Origin of the sequence: Serratia sp. Z4 (assembly GCF_009900725.1) — a bacterium.
Lineage (GTDB): Bacteria > Pseudomonadota > Gammaproteobacteria > Enterobacterales > Enterobacteriaceae > Serratia > Serratia nematodiphila.
The window spans coordinates 1,003,503-1,020,784 of the sequence record NZ_JAAABD010000001.1 but is presented as its reverse complement, the minus strand read 5'-3'; the positions used below and the strand labels follow the sequence as shown (position 1 = coordinate 1,020,784).

The window sequence follows — 17,282 nt, the reverse complement described above, 5'->3', positions numbered from 1 at the left end:
TTTCAAAAGAAATAATGCGCAGCGCATTTTTATGACAATCAGGATTGGTGGTACGCTTTGCCGCACACTCTTTATTGATGAAGAACATGATCATGAGCAAAATGGACCTTCCCATCATTATCGGCATCCTGGTGATGCTGACCCTGTGGCTCGGCGCGCTTTTCAACATTGGCGATATCACCTTCAGCATTTCACGTCTGTTTCACTGGATTGAAAGCCAACGCGGCTAACCCGACGCCGCCGCAGGCGGTGGGAAACTTCGGCTATGATTGATAGACGTTACGCCATTTTCCGAGACTGTCGCTCGCGATAAAGAGGACCGCATCATGACCGACTATGAGTTCTACAATCAGATCCTGACCCACCTGGCCGCCAATCACCCCGGCACGCTGGATGAAAAAACCTACGAACTGTGGAAGCAGGACGCCACCAGCCCGCACGCCTTCGCCGATCCCTTCGCCTATCTTAAAACCAAGGGGCTGATACAAGCCTATGTGATGAGCGACATCGACGAGAACAACTATGATATCGATCCGCACCAAACGCGGATCACCACCGCCGGTCTCGAGTTCATACGCAACGGCGGGTTTAAGTAAGCAACAAAAAACCGCCGGGCGGCGGTCTTTTATCCTAAAAAGCCTGCGGCCGGTGGTTCAGGCGGGGAAAGGCCGATAAAAAATGCGCAGCACTTCGTTGTCGCCCTGGCGTAAAAAACCGCCTTCCGGCTGCCAGCGCAGATCGCGCGCCAGATTGAGATTTTCCCAACCGACCGCGCCGCCCACGCCGATGCAAAGATTTTTATTGCCCGCGGCAAATCCCGCACCGGTGCCGATCATGGCATGCAGCAATCGGGGCGCCGCCGCATCGCGCATGGAAAATATACCGATAAAACATCCCTGCGGCGCGCGCAGCATATCCGCCATGGTGCGGATCTCGGTATCATCAGGGCTGACGAAATGTTTATATTGCTTATCGAACACCGTCAGCCACAGCTGCTTGTATTTCGCCTTGCTGAGCGCACCTGAACGGTGAGCGCAAAGCACCACCGCATCCCAGCACATCTCCCCGCTCAACGAAAGGTACTCTTCCGTATCGGCTTGCGGCTTGTCGGCGTAATGCCGCGCAAATTCAGCCGCATTCAAATGCGGCGGCACGGCCTGTTTGGCAACGTCACTCTTGTAGCGCTTGAAATTCAACCAATGCATGGGGAGTATCCTCTTCACCCGCGAGATTAATGAATCTGAAACCGTGGATGAGACGAGCCATCACATCCAGGGCGTCGTCGGCGATGGCGGTTTCGTCGTCATTCAGACCCTGCGCCACCGACCGCTCAATCGCGTTCATCACCGCCGGAGCGCTGGTTTCTTCCCCCTGCGCCACCACGTCTAATACGGCTTTGCCGATCGCCAGACAAAGCTCATGATCAAACTCAACCTCTTTATACGGCTGCATAATCACCCCGATAAATTTTCACCCAAGAATACTAGACCACAATGGCGTATCGCGCCTGCCATCGTAGCGCAGCAAGGCATGCAGCCGAAGATAAATGCATCCGGCTCCGGGTTGATAGCCCAAAGCCCGATAAAAAGCAGGTTATTGCGGTGCTTGTTCGGTGGGGCGAATAATAAAGCAAGTGGCGGTTGCCGAAGCCAGCAGCTTCCCTTCCGCCGTTTTGAGCGTGCCTTCAGCAAAAGCGACGTTCTTCGCCGCATAGACCAGACGCCCCTCGGCGATCAGATCAGTTTCCTTCGGCACAGGGCGCAACATTTTAACCTGCAGATCGACGGTGCCATAGCCAATCCCCGCGCCCAGCGTACTGTGCACCGCGCAACCGGTCACCGAGTCCAAAACCGTGGCGGCGAAACCGCCATGTACGCCCCCCAGTGGATTCAGATGGCGCCCGTCGGCCCGCGCCGCGATGCGGATATACCCCTCTTCCACCGCGACCGGTTTCATGGGCACGGTTTCAGCGATCGAGGCCGGTGGGATCTTGCCAGCCATCGCAGCCTGTAATAACGCCAGCCCGGTCATTTTTGTCGGATCCATTGCTCTCTCCTCTGGTGGTAAACCGGTTATATAGGAGAGGTCTGACCTCTTAACTTGCTTTTTCGTGCTGATGTCGTCAGCCGCCTGCTCTTCAGATTCTCTGAACGTGACCGTCATCACTCTTTAGAGCTAATAACCACAATTTTTTAGCGCCTTTAGATTTAAAACAACTTTCTACTGTAAACACCGCCGGAAACTGAACGCAGTTAAGTTCAACATTATTAAGGCGTATCTATCATGGATTTCTTTCTGCAATTAGCGGTTATATTGGCATGCCTGCTGTATGGGGCGCGTAAGGGCGGCATTGCGCTGGGGTTACTGGGCGGTATCGGTTTGATGATCCTGGTGTTTGGCTTTCACCTGCAGCCCGGCAAACCGCCGGTAGACGTGATGCTGGTGATCATCGCGGTGGTGGCGGCCTCCGCCACCCTGCAAGCCTCAGGCGGGTTGGACGTCATGCTGCAGATCGCCGAGCGGATGCTGCGGCGCAACCCGCGTTATGTCTCGATCATCGCCCCCTTCGTCACCTGTATTCTCACTATCCTGTGCGGCACCGGCCATGTGGTGTATACCATCTTGCCGATCATCTATGACGTGGCGATCAAAAATAATATCCGCCCGGAACGGCCGATGGCGGCCAGTTCGATCGGCGCGCAGATGGGCATTATCGCCAGCCCGGTCTCGGTGGCGGTGGTGTCACTGGTGGCAATGCTCAGCAGCTACACCTTCAATGGCCGCCATCTGGAATTCCTCGATCTGCTGTCTATCACCATCCCTTCAACGCTGTGCGGCATTCTGGCGATCGGCATCTTCAGTTGGTTCCGCGGCAAAGACCTGGACAAAGATCCGGAGTTCCAGAAGTTCATATCGGTGCCGGAGAACCATCGCTATGTCTACGGCGACGCCGCTACCCTGCTGGACCGGGTATTGCCGCGCAGCAACTGGATCGCCATGTGGATTTTCCTCGCCACCATCGCCCTGGTGGCGGTGCTGGGGGCCTTTTCCGGCCTGCGGCCCAGCTTCGGCGGCAAGCCGCTCTCCATGGTTCTGGTGATCCAGATGTGCATGCTGATGGCCGGGGCGTTGATCGTTATCATCACCCGCACCAACCCGGCGTCTATCTCTAAAAACGAGGTGTTCCGTTCCGGCATGATTGCCATCGTGGCGGTGTATGGCGTCGCCTGGATGGCGGAAACCATGTTCGGCGCGCACCTGACGCAGATAGAAGCCACGCTGGGCGTGCTGGTGAAAGAGTACCCCTGGGCCTATGCGCTGATCCTGCTGCTGGTGTCGAAATTCGTCAATTCGCAGGCTGCCGCGCTGGCGGCGCTGGTGCCGGTGGCGCTGGCGATCGGCGTCAACCCGGCCTATATCGTCGCTTCAGCGCCGGCCTGCTACGGTTATTATATTTTACCGACCTACCCCAGCGATCTGGCGGCAATTCAGTTCGACCGCTCCGGCACCACCCGCATCGGCCGCTTCGTGATCAACCACAGCTTTATTCTGCCCGGCCTGATTGGCGTCAGCGTCTCCTGCGTCTTCGGCTGGATCCTCGCTGCGGCGTTCGGTTTCTTATGAGTTGTACTTCGGAGCCCTGCGGGGCTCCCTGCAAGCTGGATGACAATCCATGGGTATAAGGCATGCCAAGACAGGAAGGAATGCGGGGGTAATGCGAATTACAAAAACAAAAAAACCGCCTCTCGGCGGTCTACGACATTACTACTTATTGCTTTGATTATTCGGTATTTTTGTTCCCTGGTACCCGGGGCGGGACTTGAACCCGCACAGCCATAAGCCGAGGGATTTTAAATCCCTTGTGTCTACCGATTTCACCACCCGGGCTCGGGAAAGTTGGAGGCGCGTTCCGGAGTCGAACCGGACTGGACGGATTTGCAATCCGCTACATAACCGCTTTGTTAACGCGCCTTTATTCTGTTTGCCTTTTCAGGCCAAAGCCGGTGATTCACCCACTTCGTTTTGTTCTTTTCAATCGCGATGTTGAAATCGCTTATCTTAATCATCTGATTCTTAAGTAATTTATTTCGTTACCGCCGAATCGATGGACTGCATTATGGACTAAACCCCCCACCTTGGCAACCCCCCGAAATAGCAAAAAGTTCTCTAACGCTTTCAACTGCTTATTTTGTGGGCGCACTGTTCACAATGCCAACGGAAAGGCAAGCGGAATGTTGATTTTATATGCATCGGCTTAGGGATTCACGGGCAAATCGGATCTTTTTTCTCGACAGGAATCGCTTACCCGTGCCCTCCCCGGCTTTTCATTTGCTTATGATCATGGGGTACCGGGCAAAGCATCATCATGGGGAGATCGCGCAATCTTCGATACCGCCGCCCTGAACGACCAACGCAACTGCAGAGCTGGAGACTCACATCGGGTTGTACGCCGCACGATGGGTCGGCATCAATACCCCACAGAGCATCGACACGATGTCCAATCAAATGTGCCTGTTTTCAGGAGGCATCCTGCGGTATGAAAATGGCAGGAGATATAGGGACAATAGTCGATGTAGGAAGATGAAGAAAGGTTTCGCCGGACGGCAAAGGAATAGAAAACGAAAAAGGGGCCGAAGCCCCTTTTTCTTACCTGCCGAATCACGAAAATTCAACAGGCTAATGTTTGGAGCGGGAAACGAGGCTCGAACTCGCGACCTCAACCTTGGCAAGGTTGCGCTCTACCAACTGAGCTATTCCCGCATTACCAGAACTGACTGATTTCTTTGCTATCTTTCGGCAATTCATCGTTGTCGTCTGATGCGATGCATTCTACTTACCTGACGTGATGAGTCAATAAAATTGTTGGCACACCACGATCGTTTGCCGCTTTTTGCAGCGTATCGATCACGGTTCCAGCAAATCGTTGCGTGCCGCGTTCAAATATTGGAACATCGACCAGAAAGTCAGCACCGCCGCGATATACAACAAGCCAATCGCCACATACTCTACGGAACGATCCGGCCGCCACAGCAAGCCCACCAGCGACATCATCTGCGCCATGGTTTTCACTTTGCCGATCCAGGACACCGCCACGCTGCTGCGTTTGCCAATTTCCGCCATCCACTCGCGCAGCGACGAAATGATGATTTCACGGGCGATCATGGTGGCCGCCGGCAGCGTGATCCACCAGCTGTGGTAGTGCTCAGCCACCAGCACCAACGCCACCGCCACCATCACTTTGTCCGCGACCGGATCCAAAAACGCCCCGAAGCGCGTCGTTTGTTTCCAGCGACGTGCCAGGAAGCCGTCAAACCAGTCGGTGACGGCGGCAAACACAAAGATAACGGCGCAAACCATCGGAGCCCAGTTGAACGGCAGATAAAACGCCAGCACAAAGAATGGGATCAGAACTACGCGAAACAGGGTAAGCCAAGTCGGTATATTCAATTGCATAATGCTACGGTAACTATCTGGCTAGAGTGGAAATTAAGAGTATGTTGCTACATTGCCCTCAGTGTTTCAATGCATTGTAGATCTTTTCTGCCAATGCTTGTGAAATACCCGGCACTTTTGCAATTTCCTCCACGCTGGCGTTCAACAAAGGTTGCAGTCCGCCCATATACTTCAACAGCACCTGGCGCCGTTTCGGCCCTACGCCTTCAATCAGCTCCAATGCGCTGGTATTCCTGACTTTCGCCCTTCTCTGCCGGTGACCGGTAATGGCATGATTGTGCGAATCGTCGCGGATGTGTTGGATCACATGCAGCGCCGGCGAATCCGGCGGCAGAGAAATCCCTTCACCTTCCGGCACGAAGAACAACGTTTCTAACCCTGCCTTGCGGTCGGCGCCTTTGGCGATGCCGATCAACAGCGGCTTATTCTTGTCCCAGGTAACATTCAGCGATTTGAATACGTCGATCGCCATGCCGAGCTGCCCTTTACCGCCGTCGATGAAGATGACATCCGGGATCTTTTTCTCTTCCAGCGCCTTGCCGTAACGGCGCTTCAGCACCTGCGTCATCGCCGCGTAGTCATCGCCAGGAGTAATGCCGCTGATATTGTAACGCCGATACTCCGCTCGCACGGGTCCGTTTCCGTCGAACACCACGCACGAAGCCACGGTCTGCTCACCCATGGTATGGCTGATATCGAAGCACTCCATACGGTTGATTTCCGTCAGGTTCAGCACTTTGGCCAATTCCGCCAGCCGCTGATGGATCGTCGACTGTTGCGACAGCCTGGTGGTCAACGCCGTTGCCGCGTTGGTGCGCGCCAGTTTCAGATAACGGGCGCGATCGCCGCGCGGTTTGCTTTGAATTTGGATCTTGCGCCCCGCCAACTCGGAGAGCGATTCCGCAAGCAGGTCTTTTTCCGGCAGGCTGAAATCCAGCAGGATCTCGCCGGGCAGCGTACGCGCCTGGCTGCCTTGCAGATAGAACTGGCCGACAAAGGTCTGCACCACCTCACCCATATCCGTGCCGCCCGGCACTTTAGGGAAATAGCTGCGGCTGCCCAGCACCTTGCCCTGACGGATGAACAGCACGTGCAGGCACGCCATACCGGCATCGAACGCCACGCCGATCACGTCCAGATCGTCGCTGTCGCCCGACACGAACTGCCGTTCTGTGACGCGGCGCACAGCCTGAATTTGATCGCGAATGCGCGCCGCTTCTTCGAAATTAAGCAGTTTGCTGGCTTCTTCCATACGCTCAATCAGCTGGTGCAATACCTGCTGATCTTTGCCAGAAAGAAACAGCCGCACGTAATCCACCTGCTGCCGGTACTCTTCTTCGCTCACCAGCCCGGCAACACAAGGCCCCAAACAGCGGCCGATCTGATACTGCAGGCACGGACGCGAACGGTTGCGATACACGCTGTTTTCGCACTGGCGGATTGGGAACAGCTTCTGCAGCAGCGCCAGCGTCTCGCGCACGGCGTAAGAGTTGGGGAAAGGCCCGAAATATTCGCCTTTGGCGTGTTTGGCGCCGCGATGCACAGCCAAACGGGGATGGGTATCCGCACTGAGAAAAATCAGCGGGTAAGATTTATCGTCTCGCAAAAGAACATTATATCGCGGTTGGTACAATTTAATGTAGTTATGTTCCAACAGCAGCGCTTCTGTCTCGGTGTGGGTAACCGTTACGTCTATTTGCGCGATATTTTTAACCAGCGTCTCGGTTTTACGGCTGCTGACCTGCTGCCGAAAATAGCTGGCGAGACGCTTTTTCAGGTCTTTGGCTTTACCGACGTAGATCACCGTACCCGTGGCGTCATACATACGGTAGACGCCGGGCTGGCTGGTGACGGTACTCAGGAAGGCTTTGGCATCAAAACGGTCATTCACTGCTTAACAACGTCTCCGCATTGAACAATCCATGTCGGATGGCCAGGTGAGTCAATTCGACGTCGCCGCTGATATTCAGTTTGCTGAACATGCGGTAACGGTAGCTGTTCACCGTTTTCGGGCTGAGACTCAGTTGTTCCGAGATCTCATTCACTTTTTTGCCTTTGGTGATCATCAACATGATCTGTAACTCGCGTTCAGACAAGCAGCTGAACGGCGTTTCAGCCTGCGGTTCCAACTGACTCAGGGCCATCTGCTGTGCGATATCAGACGCGATATAGCGCTGCCCGGCATGCACGGAACGCAAGGCGTTAATCACTTCCTGCGGCGCGGCGCCCTTGCTCAGGTAACCGGCGGCACCCGCCTGCATCACCTTCGCGGGCAAAGGGTTTTCAGTATGGATGGTCAACATGATGACTTTGACGTCGGGTGCATAACGCACAATCTTGCGCGTGGCTTCCAGCCCGCCAATGCCCGGCATATTCATGTCCATCAGCACGATATCGACAGCGTTGCCGCGGCACCATTTTACGGCGTCTTCACCGCACTGAGCCTCACCGACAACTTTTATACCTTTGATATCTTCAAGAATGCGTCGTATCCCTGCGCGCACCAGTTCGTGGTCATCAACAAGAAGAACGCTAATCAAGGAAAAATCTCCAAAAAAAGGGAGTAACGCAATCGGCCTCTGTTTTCGCCAGAGATATTACTTGTTTTTCAGACAAGAATGAACACAGATTAATACATACTTCCGAATAACTTTGCGGAGCAGAGCTGATTTTTCAATTTTAGCCGTCTATGCCGCCGATAAATCGTCACGTCGGAAAAGATCGGGCGACGAAAATAATTTCGTCGCGCTGCGTCTGACACAGGATAGCGCGACAATCATGCCGCGAGGGAGAAATCTGTGTAAGCAATCACGACATGAATAATATTAACACGGCTGTTGGCTGTTTGTAATCATTTGATATTTAAAGGCGTAACAAAATCTGCGGCCAACGTGGGTCCGGCAACCCTCGGTCGAAACTATTATTCCCGGCAAACGCCGGTAAAATCGGCGCCTCCGCCCCCAATAATTATAATAACCCCGATTGTTCAACAATAACGTACCGGAAAAATACTTGTTAACCACCTCGAAATAACTTGCCAAGAGTAGATGATTCAGACAGGCAATGAGCGAACGTTGCCCACCCGCGAGACCTGAGCAAGCCCGGTGCAGATGACAGACTCATGCTATGCTATACTCCGCGCCCAGTTAAATTCGCCGCCGCGCCCGGGGCTACTTTTTAGCCCGCGCGCGGTGCGCCAAAGCAGCTTGTATCAGGCTACGGCCTCAAAAAATCAGGAGAGAAAATGAGCAACGTTGATTTCACTACGTCTGCAAACCCGGAAATCTTGGCGACCGAGGTTGCCTGCCTCAAAGCTACGCTGACGCTGATCTTGAAGTCGATCGGCCAGGCCGACGCCGGGAAAGTCATCATCAACATGGAACGTTTCATCGCGCAGATTGAAGATCCGACTCAGGCAGAAATCTTCAAGAACAGCATTCAGCAAATCAAGCACGCTTACCGTCAGTAAGCGTTGCGCCCCAGACCCGCACTTCTTGTGGGTCTGCTTTTCACCACGCTGCGCCACACTCCATTGATCTTGCACGTGCTTTCGGGCAGTGTGTTGACTTTCTCCCCCACACCCGAGACCGTTATGGGCATCCTTGTCAAAGCGCTGATCGGCGCGCTGGTCGTGGTTCTAATCGGCCTGCTGGCCAAAACGCGCAACTATTATATCGCCGGTTTAGTCCCGCTCTTTCCCACTTTCGCCCTGATTGCGCATTACATTGTCGGCAGCGAACGTTCAATTGCGGCACTGAAAACGACGCTGATTTTCGGCATGTGGGCGGTATTGCCCTACCTGGTATATTTGATTTCGCTGTATTTCCTGATTAACAGCCTGCGGCTGTCGTTAGCGCTGGGGGCGGCGGTACTGTGCTGGATTGCGGCGGCGTGGCTATTAATTACGCTGTGGGGATGGTGGCAAGGGCGTTAACGCCCTTGCCTGGGCTGTTACGGCCGCCCTGCCTGCAACACGAAGCCTCGCTGCCGATCGCCGGCGATGCGCAGATAGCGGCTTTCACCGGCGCGCAGCGTCATCGGCACGCTGCCGCTGGTTTCACGCCAAATACATAGAGAGTTCTCGATCATATCTTGCCCGATACTGACCGAAATATTGCCTGGCGGCACGCGAAACTCTGCTTTTTCTTTTGCCTCGAGTGAAGCGGCAAACTCCCCATTCACATAGACGCCAGTGCGGCAGCTGCCCGCCAACATTCCGCTGTCGCGCACCACGACCACCGTAGCGTAAGGCGTATCCGGGATATTCTGATAGAGCATCAGACGGCTTGGGGGGGGCAACTCAGCCTGTTGCGGCGGTACGGCTTGAGTCGCACACCCCGTCAGCAGTGCAGAGGCAAATAACAACGCGGCGTAATGCTTCATCCTTGGCTCCTGAAGAAAATAATGCTTATCGTAGCAAGAGAATAGCTTTCTCCAGTAGCCTTCATACCGCAGAGACGAAAAAATCGGATAACTTCCCACTCCTCTCAAGAACCTGCAGGGATAAGAAGATTCTGCATTAAAGCCATTGAAATAAAGGCGATTCTTGCAGATTTAAAACTTGATCATGCCACGTTGGATATCTGCCGCAAAAGCACCACTGACGTAACTGAAACCATCCTGCGTGACATAAACCCGGGTATGACCGGTCTCTGATAACACCGCCACCATATATCCCAGGCTGATCATTTCATGGGACGGAACGTTCATCGGGGTTAGAAATCCGCGCCCACGGCACCACTGATAAAAGCGGGTTCGCCCATATCCCAACACGGCGCCAACATCGGAGAGGTGCTTAAAAGTATCATAATCCTCTGATGGTGAAGGTAAACCGTCATGACTTTCAGGCGTTTTCTTTATCCCAGACAAAATAAACTCCTTTTTTGACTCTGTCTCGTACGGTTATCCTTCCTCTAAAATGAATTTAAAAAATCCAAATTTAAAATGCAAATGAATTCCCTGTAACTAAAAAGTCTTCCCCAGAAAAAACCTGAAAATAAAACCCCAATAAAAAAACAGAAATAAAAAAATAAGGTATTAATACTGAGCATTAAATCCTTGGCATGGGTAAATATCCTAAATAAAAATAATAGTCATACCGGATAAGAAAATACTTAGCCTGCATATTATTTCCCTCATTAAAACGATGCAATTGCGGTCGGATCATTGCGGCATAAAGAGAATGAATAAAATCAATGCCACATCGTCCAGCCCTCGCCGTGAGGTCGCGGATCCTTACAGACTGCCCTCAATGCACCACATCCTCTCTCAACGCGGCACTTCCTCAATCACACCTAAACAATAACCATTATCATTTCCAATTGTTCCGCCAGTTTATTACACTTTCCCACCTCGTCAGTTAGGAACATTCCTAGGCTGCGAGCCTCAGGATAGAGAAAGAGTTAGGGACACCATGAAGAATTTCCGTTGTTTGATTGTTTTGCCGTTATTGATGTTGACCGCCTGCACCCAATGGGAAAGGCCTGGCGCGGTTGAGAGTACCCGGAATGCCGAATATGCCGAATGCCGCAGCCGCGGATACGATCGCTTCCCCCCGGACGTGGTGCGGGACGTGGAGTTCAGCTACGAAAACAAATACATTCCTTGCGAGAAGAATAAGAAAGACTGTCCATCGGGATACCGCTACGACAAGGAGCCGTCGATTAAAACAGTGCAGACCGATCGCAATCAGTCCGCCCGAGACGCCACCATCGAAGCCTGTATGTACGGCAAAGGCTGGCGGGAGAAAACCTACTATTGGCCGCAATGGTAATGTGGCGGCGTTTGCCTGGGGCGAGATGCCGCTAACCCATTCAACCATCGTCATCACATCGGTTCAGCCCCAGCGCAACCAGCGTTTCTGTCCTGACCGGCGTTAAAGGCACACGCGGCGACGGCAAAGGCCAGCCCAAAAGCTGCCTCGCCGCCGTTGCGCAGACTTTACCCTGGCATGCCCCCATACCACAGCGGCTGCTCATCTTAGCCGTGTTCCAATCCGGCTGATGGCGTACCTGTTCCAACGTAACGTCTTCGCAGCGGCACAGTAACGTTTGCGGATTGGCCAGCGAATTCAAGCGCTCATCGAGTGCGAAGGCATTTGCCGCCGCCGTGGCGAAACGCCGCCACCGCCGCCGCTGCGCCGCCAGGCGCTCTGCCTTTTCCCGCTGCCCGGTGGCGGCATAGCCGGCAATGGCACCTTCAGTGAGCGCCAATTCACTGCCGCCGATGCCGGTACACTCCCCGGCAGCAAAAATTTGCACCTGGCTGGTTTGCTGCCAATGATTCACCGCTACGGCGTCATGTTCTATCCGACACCCCAACAGCATCGCCAGCTCAATGTTCGCCACCAGACCAAAACCGCAGGCCAACCTGTCGCAGGCGATCGTTCTTTCCCGCCCGCCGTTATTGACACGCACCGAGGTTAAACGTGCTTGCCCCAACGCCGCCTGCACCCGGCTACCGGCACGGTAATGATGCGGCATCAAAGAAAACGCCTGACGCAGCTTGGCCGGCCAGCGCCACAGGCCGCCGGCAAACGCCGCCAACCGCCACAGCGGCGCCTGCTCCGCCAACATGACCACCTCTCCGCCGGCCTGTTTCACGCTGTCGGCCACCGCCAACAGCAGCGGACCACTGCCGGCGATCACCACTCGCTCGCCGCGGATCGCCAACCCCTGCTTGATTTGCGCCTGTAGACCACCGGCGCCGGTCACCCCCGGCAGCGTCCAGCCGGGAAACGGCAACAACAATTCACGCGCGCCATTGCATAAAATCAGCTTTTGATAGCGAATCACGCCGCAGCCCTCGGCGTCTTCATATGCCAATCGGTTAGCGCCACACTGCGCCACCAGCTTGCAGCCAGACTGCAGCGCAATATTTTCCCGCGCCGCCACCGCCTGCCGATAGCGGTTCGCCGTTTCAGGTAAAGCCACCTGCATCCCGTCGCGCCAGATTTGCCCGCCGGGATGCGGATTATCATCAATCATTCGCACCTGGCCACCACTTTCCGCAGCGGCCAGCGCAGCCGCCATGCCGGCCGGCCCGGCACCGACGATCAGCACCTCACAACTGAAGTTACTCATCATCGTTCCTCTCTATGCGCATGCCGGCTTGGCACAGCGTTTGGCACGCCAGCCGACGCAGGCCGTTAATGGTCACCCGGCACTCCTGACAAACGCCCATGCCACAAAAGGGAGCCCGCGGTTGGTGTGAAACAGATAACCGACAACGATCGTCGCCGCACAGGCTGAGCGCCGCAGCAACGCTGAGACCAACCGGCACCCGCCGGTGTTCTCCATCGATGATCAACGCGATCGTATTTTGTCTTTCATTCATACAGGCAACTCCTCGGCGGCAAACGCCCGCGCAGCCAAATACGGGGAATCGTCAATCTCCGGCGTTTGCCGGCCAATCTGCGCAGTAATCAGCGCAGCGCTGCCGAGCGCAGTCGTGACGCCCAATCCCTCATGCCCCAGCGCCAGCCACAGCCAGGAATGCCGCGGATGCACGCCCAACAGCGGCAGCCCGTCGGCAGAGGCGGCGCGCAACCCGGTCCAGCAGCGAATGATGTTCATCTGCGCCAGTGCGGGCAAGAAATGCTGTGCACGCGTAAGCATTGCCGCCAACAGCGGCATGTCCAACGCCGAATCGACGGCGTCGAACTGGCGGGAAGAGCCGATCAGCCATTGTCCGGTGGGCCGCGCCTGCACATTGAAAGCCACCGACGTGCCGTTACTGGCATGCGCGCTGGCGCCATACCCCAGCTCCACCAGTTGATGCCGCACCCGCGGCGGGTAGCGATCGGTGATCGCCAGCTGGCCCTTCTTGGCGTGAAGCAAAGTCTGCGGTAATAGGCTATTGGCCCTAAGGCCGCAGGCCAGGACCACCACCGGCGCGGCCAGACGCCTGCCGTCCGCCAGCCGCACGGCTTCCTCTTCCAACGCTGTCGCTTCACCATGCACCACGTCAATTGCCGCACCACGGTCGGCCAACAGCCAGCGAGCCGCGAGCGGCGCATACAGAATGCCGTCGCCCGGCACCCGCAGTCCGCCGGCCAGGCCGTGCCGCAGCATCGGCTCCATGACGGCGAGCTGCTCTGCCGTCAGCAGTTCCGCGGCCACGCCCTGCTCCGCCAGCCGCGCCCGCTTTTGCTCGGCGATGGCCATTTCATCCGCTTGATCCGCCAACCACAGCGTACCGCAGCCACGCCAGGCGCAGGCTTCCGGCATGCGCCCCGTCACTTCGCGCCACAACCGCAGCGAATAAGCGCTCAACGCCAGCTCGGCAGGATTATCGTCCATGCAAACCAGATGCCCCATACCGGCGGCGGTGGCGCCGGCGCGGCGATCGTCCACCACAGAGACACGATACCCTTCCCGCGCCAGCCGCCAGGCGCAAGCGGCGCCAATGATACCGGCACCGACCACGATGACATCGGCTCCCCGCTCGGCGCCCATCAGCGTATCCCCCAGACGAAGGGATCGCGTTCGTCGAGCAGCAGTTGGCTATCGGCGCACACATAGGCCTGCCCGCGAATAAAGGGGGCAATGCGATCGCCGTTCCAACGATAATAGGCCTGGAATTCGCTGCCGATCACGCTGGCCTGCCGCCACTGCGTGTCCGGCGGCAGTTTGCCGTCCGCCGCCAGACACGCCAGTTTGGCGCTGGTGCCGGTACCGCACGGAGAACGGTCATAGGCTTTGCCGGGGCACAGCACGAAGCTGCGGCTGTCGGCCTGCGGATCGTCACCAAACAGTTCGATATGGTCTATCGCACCGCCGTCTTCACCGCGGATGCCCGCCTGTTCCAACGTTTGCCGCACCGCCCAGGTGAACGCGGTCAAGGCCTCCAGATTGTGTTTATCGATGGGCAACGGTGACTCGCCGATCAGGAAGAACCAGTTGCCCCCCCAGGCGATGTCACCCGTCACCGGCCCGTGACCGGCAACCTCAAGCCGCACCTGGCGGCGGTAGCGATAAGCCGCCACGTTCTCCACCGTGACGCTGCCGTCATCATGCAGCGTGGCGCTTACCGGGCCGACCGGGGTCTCGATCAGATGGCGCCCGGCGTAGATGCGCCCCAGATGAGCCAGCGAAGCGATCAGCCCGATAGTGCCGTGCCCGCACATGCCCAGATAGCCGCTGTTGTTAAAGAAGATCACCCCGGCGGTGGCCTGTGGCGAGCAGGGGCGGCACAGCAACGCCCCCACCAGCACGTCATTGCCACGCGGTTCGAGCATCACCGCGCAGCGCCAATCGTCATAATGTTGTGCGAAACGCGCCCGCCGTTCCGCCATGCTACCCTCGCCGAGATCGGGAAAACCTTCCACGATCAGGCGGGTCGGCTCTCCGCCGGTATGAGAATCGATCGCCCGCAAAGCGGTGATATGCGCAGAAAGTGCCATCGGCGTCTCCTGGGTTAATGAGATGTTACCAATGGCATTAGCCTGAACGAATGTGAGCATGACGGCTTGATGCGTTTCGGCGCAGCGAATGAAGAAATCAGCACAGTGACAAACGTCAGGCCTGACGCGTCGCGGGTATGAGTTTAACGGTTGTCATAATAATGACTTATTTATCATGTCGTTATTTTTATGCTAAACCCTTGCGTAGCGAGAAACGCCGCAGTTTTCAAGCAACCGCCAAACACCGTCCGGCAAAAGTATGCGGCAATCCGCATATTTGGCAGCCCGCCGGAAATAGCGCTTGCTTCGTTACAAAAAAGTTAATATTGATGCGAAAGCGCCAACCTGGCTCGCCTGTTTTTCCGGCTAACGACCGAAAAGGGACTGTTATGCGATCCACTTCAGACTACCCGCCTCCGGTTTCTCTCTCGCCGCCTTCGCTTGTGGGGCTGCCGGAGCAGGAGGACGTTTTTGCCGTCGAACATCTGTCGCGCCTGTGCGACGGGCTGGCGCAGCAGCGCCCGAACAACCTGCGCGATCTGCTGAATACGCTGGCGCTGATCGCGCCGTTGCTGAACGCGATCCCCAACGTGGTGTTCTTTATCAAAGACGCCCAGGCTCGCTACCTGCTGGCTAACCTGACGCTGGCCAGGCGCTGCGGTTTCAAAACCGTGACGCCGCTGCTGGGCAAAACCTCCGCCGACGTTTTTCCCGCTCAGCTCGGATCTGGCTATACCGAGCAGGATCTGCGGGTATTGCGCCACGGCGTGCTGATCCAGGATCAGCTGGAAATGCACCTGTACAACGGCCGAGAAACCGGCTGGTGCCTGACGCAAAAGCTGGCGCTGTATGACGCGCAGGGAAAAATCATCGGTATGGCGGGTATTTCTCACGATCTGCAGGAGGCCAGAGCCAATCACCCGGCCTACCAGCGGCTGGCGGCGATCGACGTGCATATCCGCCGCCACTACGCCAGACCGATCGCGCTTGAAGAGCTGACGGCGCTGACCGGGTTATCGGTGGCGCAGATCGAACGCTACTGCAAACGTATCTTCCACCTCACTCCGCGCCAGATGATCCACAAAGTGCGGCTGGAAAAGGCCACGGAACTCCTGGCCGGCGATCTGCCGATCACGGACATCGCGCTGCAGTGCGGCTATACCGATCACAGCGCCTTCAGCCGTCAGTTCAAAGCGATGACCGGCTCCACGCCGCGCGATTTTCGCCTGACGCTTTCCGCTTAACGCGCTGATTTACCCCGTTAACCCTCTCTTCTCACGGCGTACCGACGCCCGATTTTTCACGCCCGCTTTCCGCCGCTATTGTGCCAATTTCGTCGCGGCAATCGGCGAAAAGCGTCAAGCCTCCCTGCGCAATACCGGTCAATCTGTCGGTGAGCCTTACCAAAGATTCACTTTTCATTAACACTTTCGGACGACAGGACAAACACGATGAGCCATAAAACCCTAAGCTGGAGCGGCGTATTCCCGGCGGTGACGACCCAATTTCGCAACGATTTCTCTCTGGATCTCGACGCCACCCATACGGTGATCAAAAACCTGGTGCGCGACGGCGTCTCCGGCCTGGTGGTGTGCGGCACCGTCGGTGAAAATACCTCGATGACAGTGCAGGAAAAGCTGGCGGTGATCGAGGTGGCGAAAGACGCCGCCGACGGTAAAGTGCCGGTGATCGCCGGCATCGCCGAGTTCACCACCGCCTTCGCGCAGAACATGGCGCGTGAAGCGCAAAAGGCCGGCGTCGACGGAATTATGGTGATGCCGGCGCTGGTCTACTCCGCCAAACCGCACGAAACCGCCGCGCACTTCCGCAGCGTCGCTGGCGCGACCGATCTGCCGATAATGGTCTACAACAACCCTCCCATTTACAAAAATGACGTCACGCCCGACATTCTGACCTCGCTGGTCGACTGCGAGAACATCGTGTGCTTCAAAGACTCGTCGGGCGATACCCGCCGCTTTATCGACCTGCGCAATGAAGTCGGCGATCGCTTCGTGCTGTTCGCCGGATTGGACGATGTGGTGCTGGAAAGCATCGCCGTCGGCGCGCAAGGCTGGATCTCCGGCATGTCCAATGCCTTCCCGCGCGAAGGGGAAACCCTGTTCCGGCTGGCGAAGGAAAAACGCTATGAGGAAGCGTTGGCGCTATACAGCTGGTTTATGCCGCTGCTGCACCTCGATGCCCGCCCCGATCTGGTGCAGTGCATCAAACTCTGCGAACAGCGGGTCGGCCGCGGCAGCGCTGTCACTCGCCCTCCGCGCCTGGCGCTGCAGGGAGAAACGCTCACCGAGATCAACGCCGTGATCGATAAAGCGCTGGCCACCCGCCCTGCGCTGCCGAACGTCGGCCTGTGACGCCTTCATCGCCCGGCCATGCCGGGCGTCATGCTTTATCTACCGGGGGAACC

The 17,282-nt window shown here is 56.4% G+C and carries 21 protein-coding genes and 3 tRNA genes; 8 read left to right on the top strand and 16 right to left on the bottom strand.

The window, feature by feature from the left end; translation table 11 throughout:
• The first annotated feature begins 92 nt into the window (after positions 1-92).
• Together GT753_RS25680 and GT753_RS04990 are read left to right on the top strand one after the other, a co-directional pair.
• Positions 93-230, top strand: a complete 138-nt coding sequence (locus GT753_RS25680) for a hypothetical protein (protein ID WP_162138956.1) — start codon at positions 93-95, stop codon at positions 228-230.
• Between the two features lie 96 nt (positions 231-326).
• Positions 327-596 carry a hypothetical protein gene (locus tag GT753_RS04990; protein WP_004927920.1) on the top strand — a complete coding sequence of 90 codons (270 nt, stop codon included), beginning with the start codon at positions 327-329 and terminating at the stop codon, positions 594-596.
• Positions 597-653: 57 nt separating this feature from the next.
• On the opposite strand, the gene GT753_RS04985 is transcribed toward GT753_RS04990, so the two are convergent.
• The 3 genes from GT753_RS04985 to GT753_RS04975 form a co-directional block, all read right to left on the bottom strand.
• Complete coding sequence (locus GT753_RS04985; RefSeq protein WP_004927924.1) at positions 654-1,205, bottom strand: hypothetical protein; 552 nt, start codon at positions 1,203-1,205, stop codon at positions 654-656.
• Positions 1,171-1,452 carry a hypothetical protein gene (locus GT753_RS04980; RefSeq protein WP_004927927.1) on the bottom strand — a complete coding sequence of 94 codons (282 nt, stop codon included), beginning with the start codon at positions 1,450-1,452 and terminating at the stop codon, positions 1,171-1,173. The genes GT753_RS04985 and GT753_RS04980 overlap by 35 nt, the downstream gene beginning before the upstream one ends.
• A gap of 141 nt (positions 1,453-1,593) precedes the next feature.
• Positions 1,594-2,046 (bottom strand): PaaI family thioesterase, encoded by a 453-nt coding sequence (locus tag GT753_RS04975; RefSeq protein ID WP_004927931.1) that lies wholly within the window; start codon positions 2,044-2,046, stop codon positions 1,594-1,596.
• Positions 2,047-2,283: 237 nt separating this feature from the next.
• Between GT753_RS04975 and GT753_RS04970 the strand changes: the two genes are divergently transcribed.
• Positions 2,284-3,624, top strand: coding sequence for an anaerobic C4-dicarboxylate transporter (locus GT753_RS04970; RefSeq protein WP_075684798.1), 1,341 nt, complete (start codon positions 2,284-2,286; stop codon positions 3,622-3,624).
• A 178-nt stretch (positions 3,625-3,802) separates the two neighbouring features.
• Here the strand turns inward: GT753_RS04970 and GT753_RS04965 are convergent.
• The 6 genes from GT753_RS04965 to uvrY all read right to left on the bottom strand — a co-directional run bounded on the left by GT753_RS04965 (position 3,803) and on the right by uvrY (position 7,994).
• A tRNA-Leu gene (locus GT753_RS04965) sits at positions 3,803-3,888 on the bottom strand.
• A 10-nt stretch (positions 3,889-3,898) separates the two neighbouring features.
• Positions 3,899-3,972 (bottom strand) — tRNA-Cys (locus GT753_RS04960).
• Between the two features lie 713 nt (positions 3,973-4,685).
• Positions 4,686-4,761, bottom strand: a tRNA-Gly gene (locus GT753_RS04955).
• 144 nt (positions 4,762-4,905) lie between these two features.
• Positions 4,906-5,454, bottom strand: coding sequence for a CDP-diacylglycerol--glycerol-3-phosphate 3-phosphatidyltransferase (pgsA, locus tag GT753_RS04950; protein ID WP_004927937.1), 549 nt, complete (start codon positions 5,452-5,454; stop codon positions 4,906-4,908).
• A gap of 58 nt (positions 5,455-5,512) precedes the next feature.
• The gene (uvrC, locus tag GT753_RS04945) at positions 5,513-7,345 is read right to left on the bottom strand and encodes an excinuclease ABC subunit UvrC (protein WP_015377403.1); all 1,833 of its coding nucleotides are present in this window, start codon (positions 7,343-7,345) and stop codon (positions 5,513-5,515) included.
• Positions 7,338-7,994 carry a UvrY/SirA/GacA family response regulator transcription factor gene (uvrY, locus tag GT753_RS04940; RefSeq protein ID WP_004927947.1) on the bottom strand — a complete coding sequence of 219 codons (657 nt, stop codon included), beginning with the start codon at positions 7,992-7,994 and terminating at the stop codon, positions 7,338-7,340. Before uvrY ends, uvrC begins: the two co-directional genes overlap by 8 nt.
• Before the next feature lie 704 nt (positions 7,995-8,698).
• On the opposite strand from uvrY, the gene GT753_RS04935 reads away from it, so the two are divergent.
• Entirely contained in the window at positions 8,699-8,923 is a 225-nt protein-coding gene (locus GT753_RS04935) for a DUF2594 family protein (RefSeq protein WP_004927950.1), read from the top strand.
• A 123-nt stretch (positions 8,924-9,046) separates the two neighbouring features.
• Entirely contained in the window at positions 9,047-9,388 is a 342-nt protein-coding gene (locus GT753_RS04930; protein ID WP_004927953.1) for a GlpM family protein, read from the top strand.
• 17 nt (positions 9,389-9,405) lie between these two features.
• Here GT753_RS04930 and GT753_RS04925 read toward each other — a convergent pair whose 3' ends face one another.
• Together GT753_RS04925 and GT753_RS04920 are read right to left on the bottom strand one after the other, a co-directional pair.
• On the bottom strand, positions 9,406-9,837 hold the full coding sequence (locus GT753_RS04925; protein ID WP_028128013.1) for a hypothetical protein: 432 nt from the start codon (positions 9,835-9,837) through the stop codon (positions 9,406-9,408).
• Positions 9,838-10,008: 171 nt separating this feature from the next.
• Positions 10,009-10,323, bottom strand: coding sequence for a hypothetical protein (locus GT753_RS04920; protein WP_033633390.1), 315 nt, complete (start codon positions 10,321-10,323; stop codon positions 10,009-10,011).
• 544 nt (positions 10,324-10,867) lie between these two features.
• Between GT753_RS04920 and GT753_RS04915 the strand changes: the two genes are divergently transcribed.
• Positions 10,868-11,227: a hypothetical protein gene (locus GT753_RS04915; protein WP_015377401.1), complete on the top strand. Its 360-nt coding sequence runs from the start codon at positions 10,868-10,870 to the stop codon at positions 11,225-11,227.
• 40 nt (positions 11,228-11,267) lie between these two features.
• Here the strand turns inward: GT753_RS04915 and GT753_RS04910 are convergent, their stop codons facing one another.
• Genes GT753_RS04910 through GT753_RS04895 form a run of 4 tightly spaced genes read right to left on the bottom strand, consistent with a single transcriptional unit; the run spans position 11,268 to position 14,857 of the window.
• Entirely contained in the window at positions 11,268-12,536 is a 1,269-nt protein-coding gene (locus tag GT753_RS04910; protein ID WP_075684800.1) for an FAD-dependent oxidoreductase, read from the bottom strand.
• Positions 12,529-12,789, bottom strand: coding sequence for a (2Fe-2S)-binding protein (locus GT753_RS04905; RefSeq protein WP_075684801.1), 261 nt, complete (start codon positions 12,787-12,789; stop codon positions 12,529-12,531). The genes GT753_RS04910 and GT753_RS04905 overlap by 8 nt, the downstream gene beginning before the upstream one ends.
• A complete protein-coding gene (locus tag GT753_RS04900) occupies positions 12,786-13,910 on the bottom strand; it encodes an FAD-binding oxidoreductase (protein WP_075684802.1) in 1,125 nt (374 codons plus the stop codon). Before GT753_RS04900 ends, GT753_RS04905 begins: the two co-directional genes overlap by 4 nt.
• On the bottom strand, positions 13,910-14,857 hold the full coding sequence (locus GT753_RS04895) for a 4-hydroxyproline epimerase (protein ID WP_075684803.1): 948 nt from the start codon (positions 14,855-14,857) through the stop codon (positions 13,910-13,912). Before GT753_RS04895 ends, GT753_RS04900 begins: the two co-directional genes overlap by 1 nt.
• A 389-nt stretch (positions 14,858-15,246) precedes the next feature.
• On the opposite strand from GT753_RS04895, the gene GT753_RS04890 reads away from it, so the two are divergent.
• Entirely contained in the window at positions 15,247-16,101 is an 855-nt protein-coding gene (locus GT753_RS04890) for an AraC family transcriptional regulator (RefSeq protein ID WP_031300114.1), read from the top strand.
• A gap of 31 nt (positions 16,102-16,132) precedes the next feature.
• Here the strand turns inward: GT753_RS04890 and GT753_RS04885 are convergent, their stop codons facing one another.
• Positions 16,133-16,279 (bottom strand): hypothetical protein, encoded by a 147-nt coding sequence (locus GT753_RS04885; protein ID WP_154612852.1) that lies wholly within the window; start codon positions 16,277-16,279, stop codon positions 16,133-16,135.
• A 29-nt stretch (positions 16,280-16,308) separates the two neighbouring features.
• On the opposite strand from GT753_RS04885, the gene GT753_RS04880 reads away from it, so the two are divergent.
• A complete protein-coding gene (locus GT753_RS04880) occupies positions 16,309-17,229 on the top strand; it encodes a dihydrodipicolinate synthase family protein (RefSeq protein ID WP_015377396.1) in 921 nt (306 codons plus the stop codon).
• Positions 17,230-17,282: the final 53 nt, after the last annotated feature.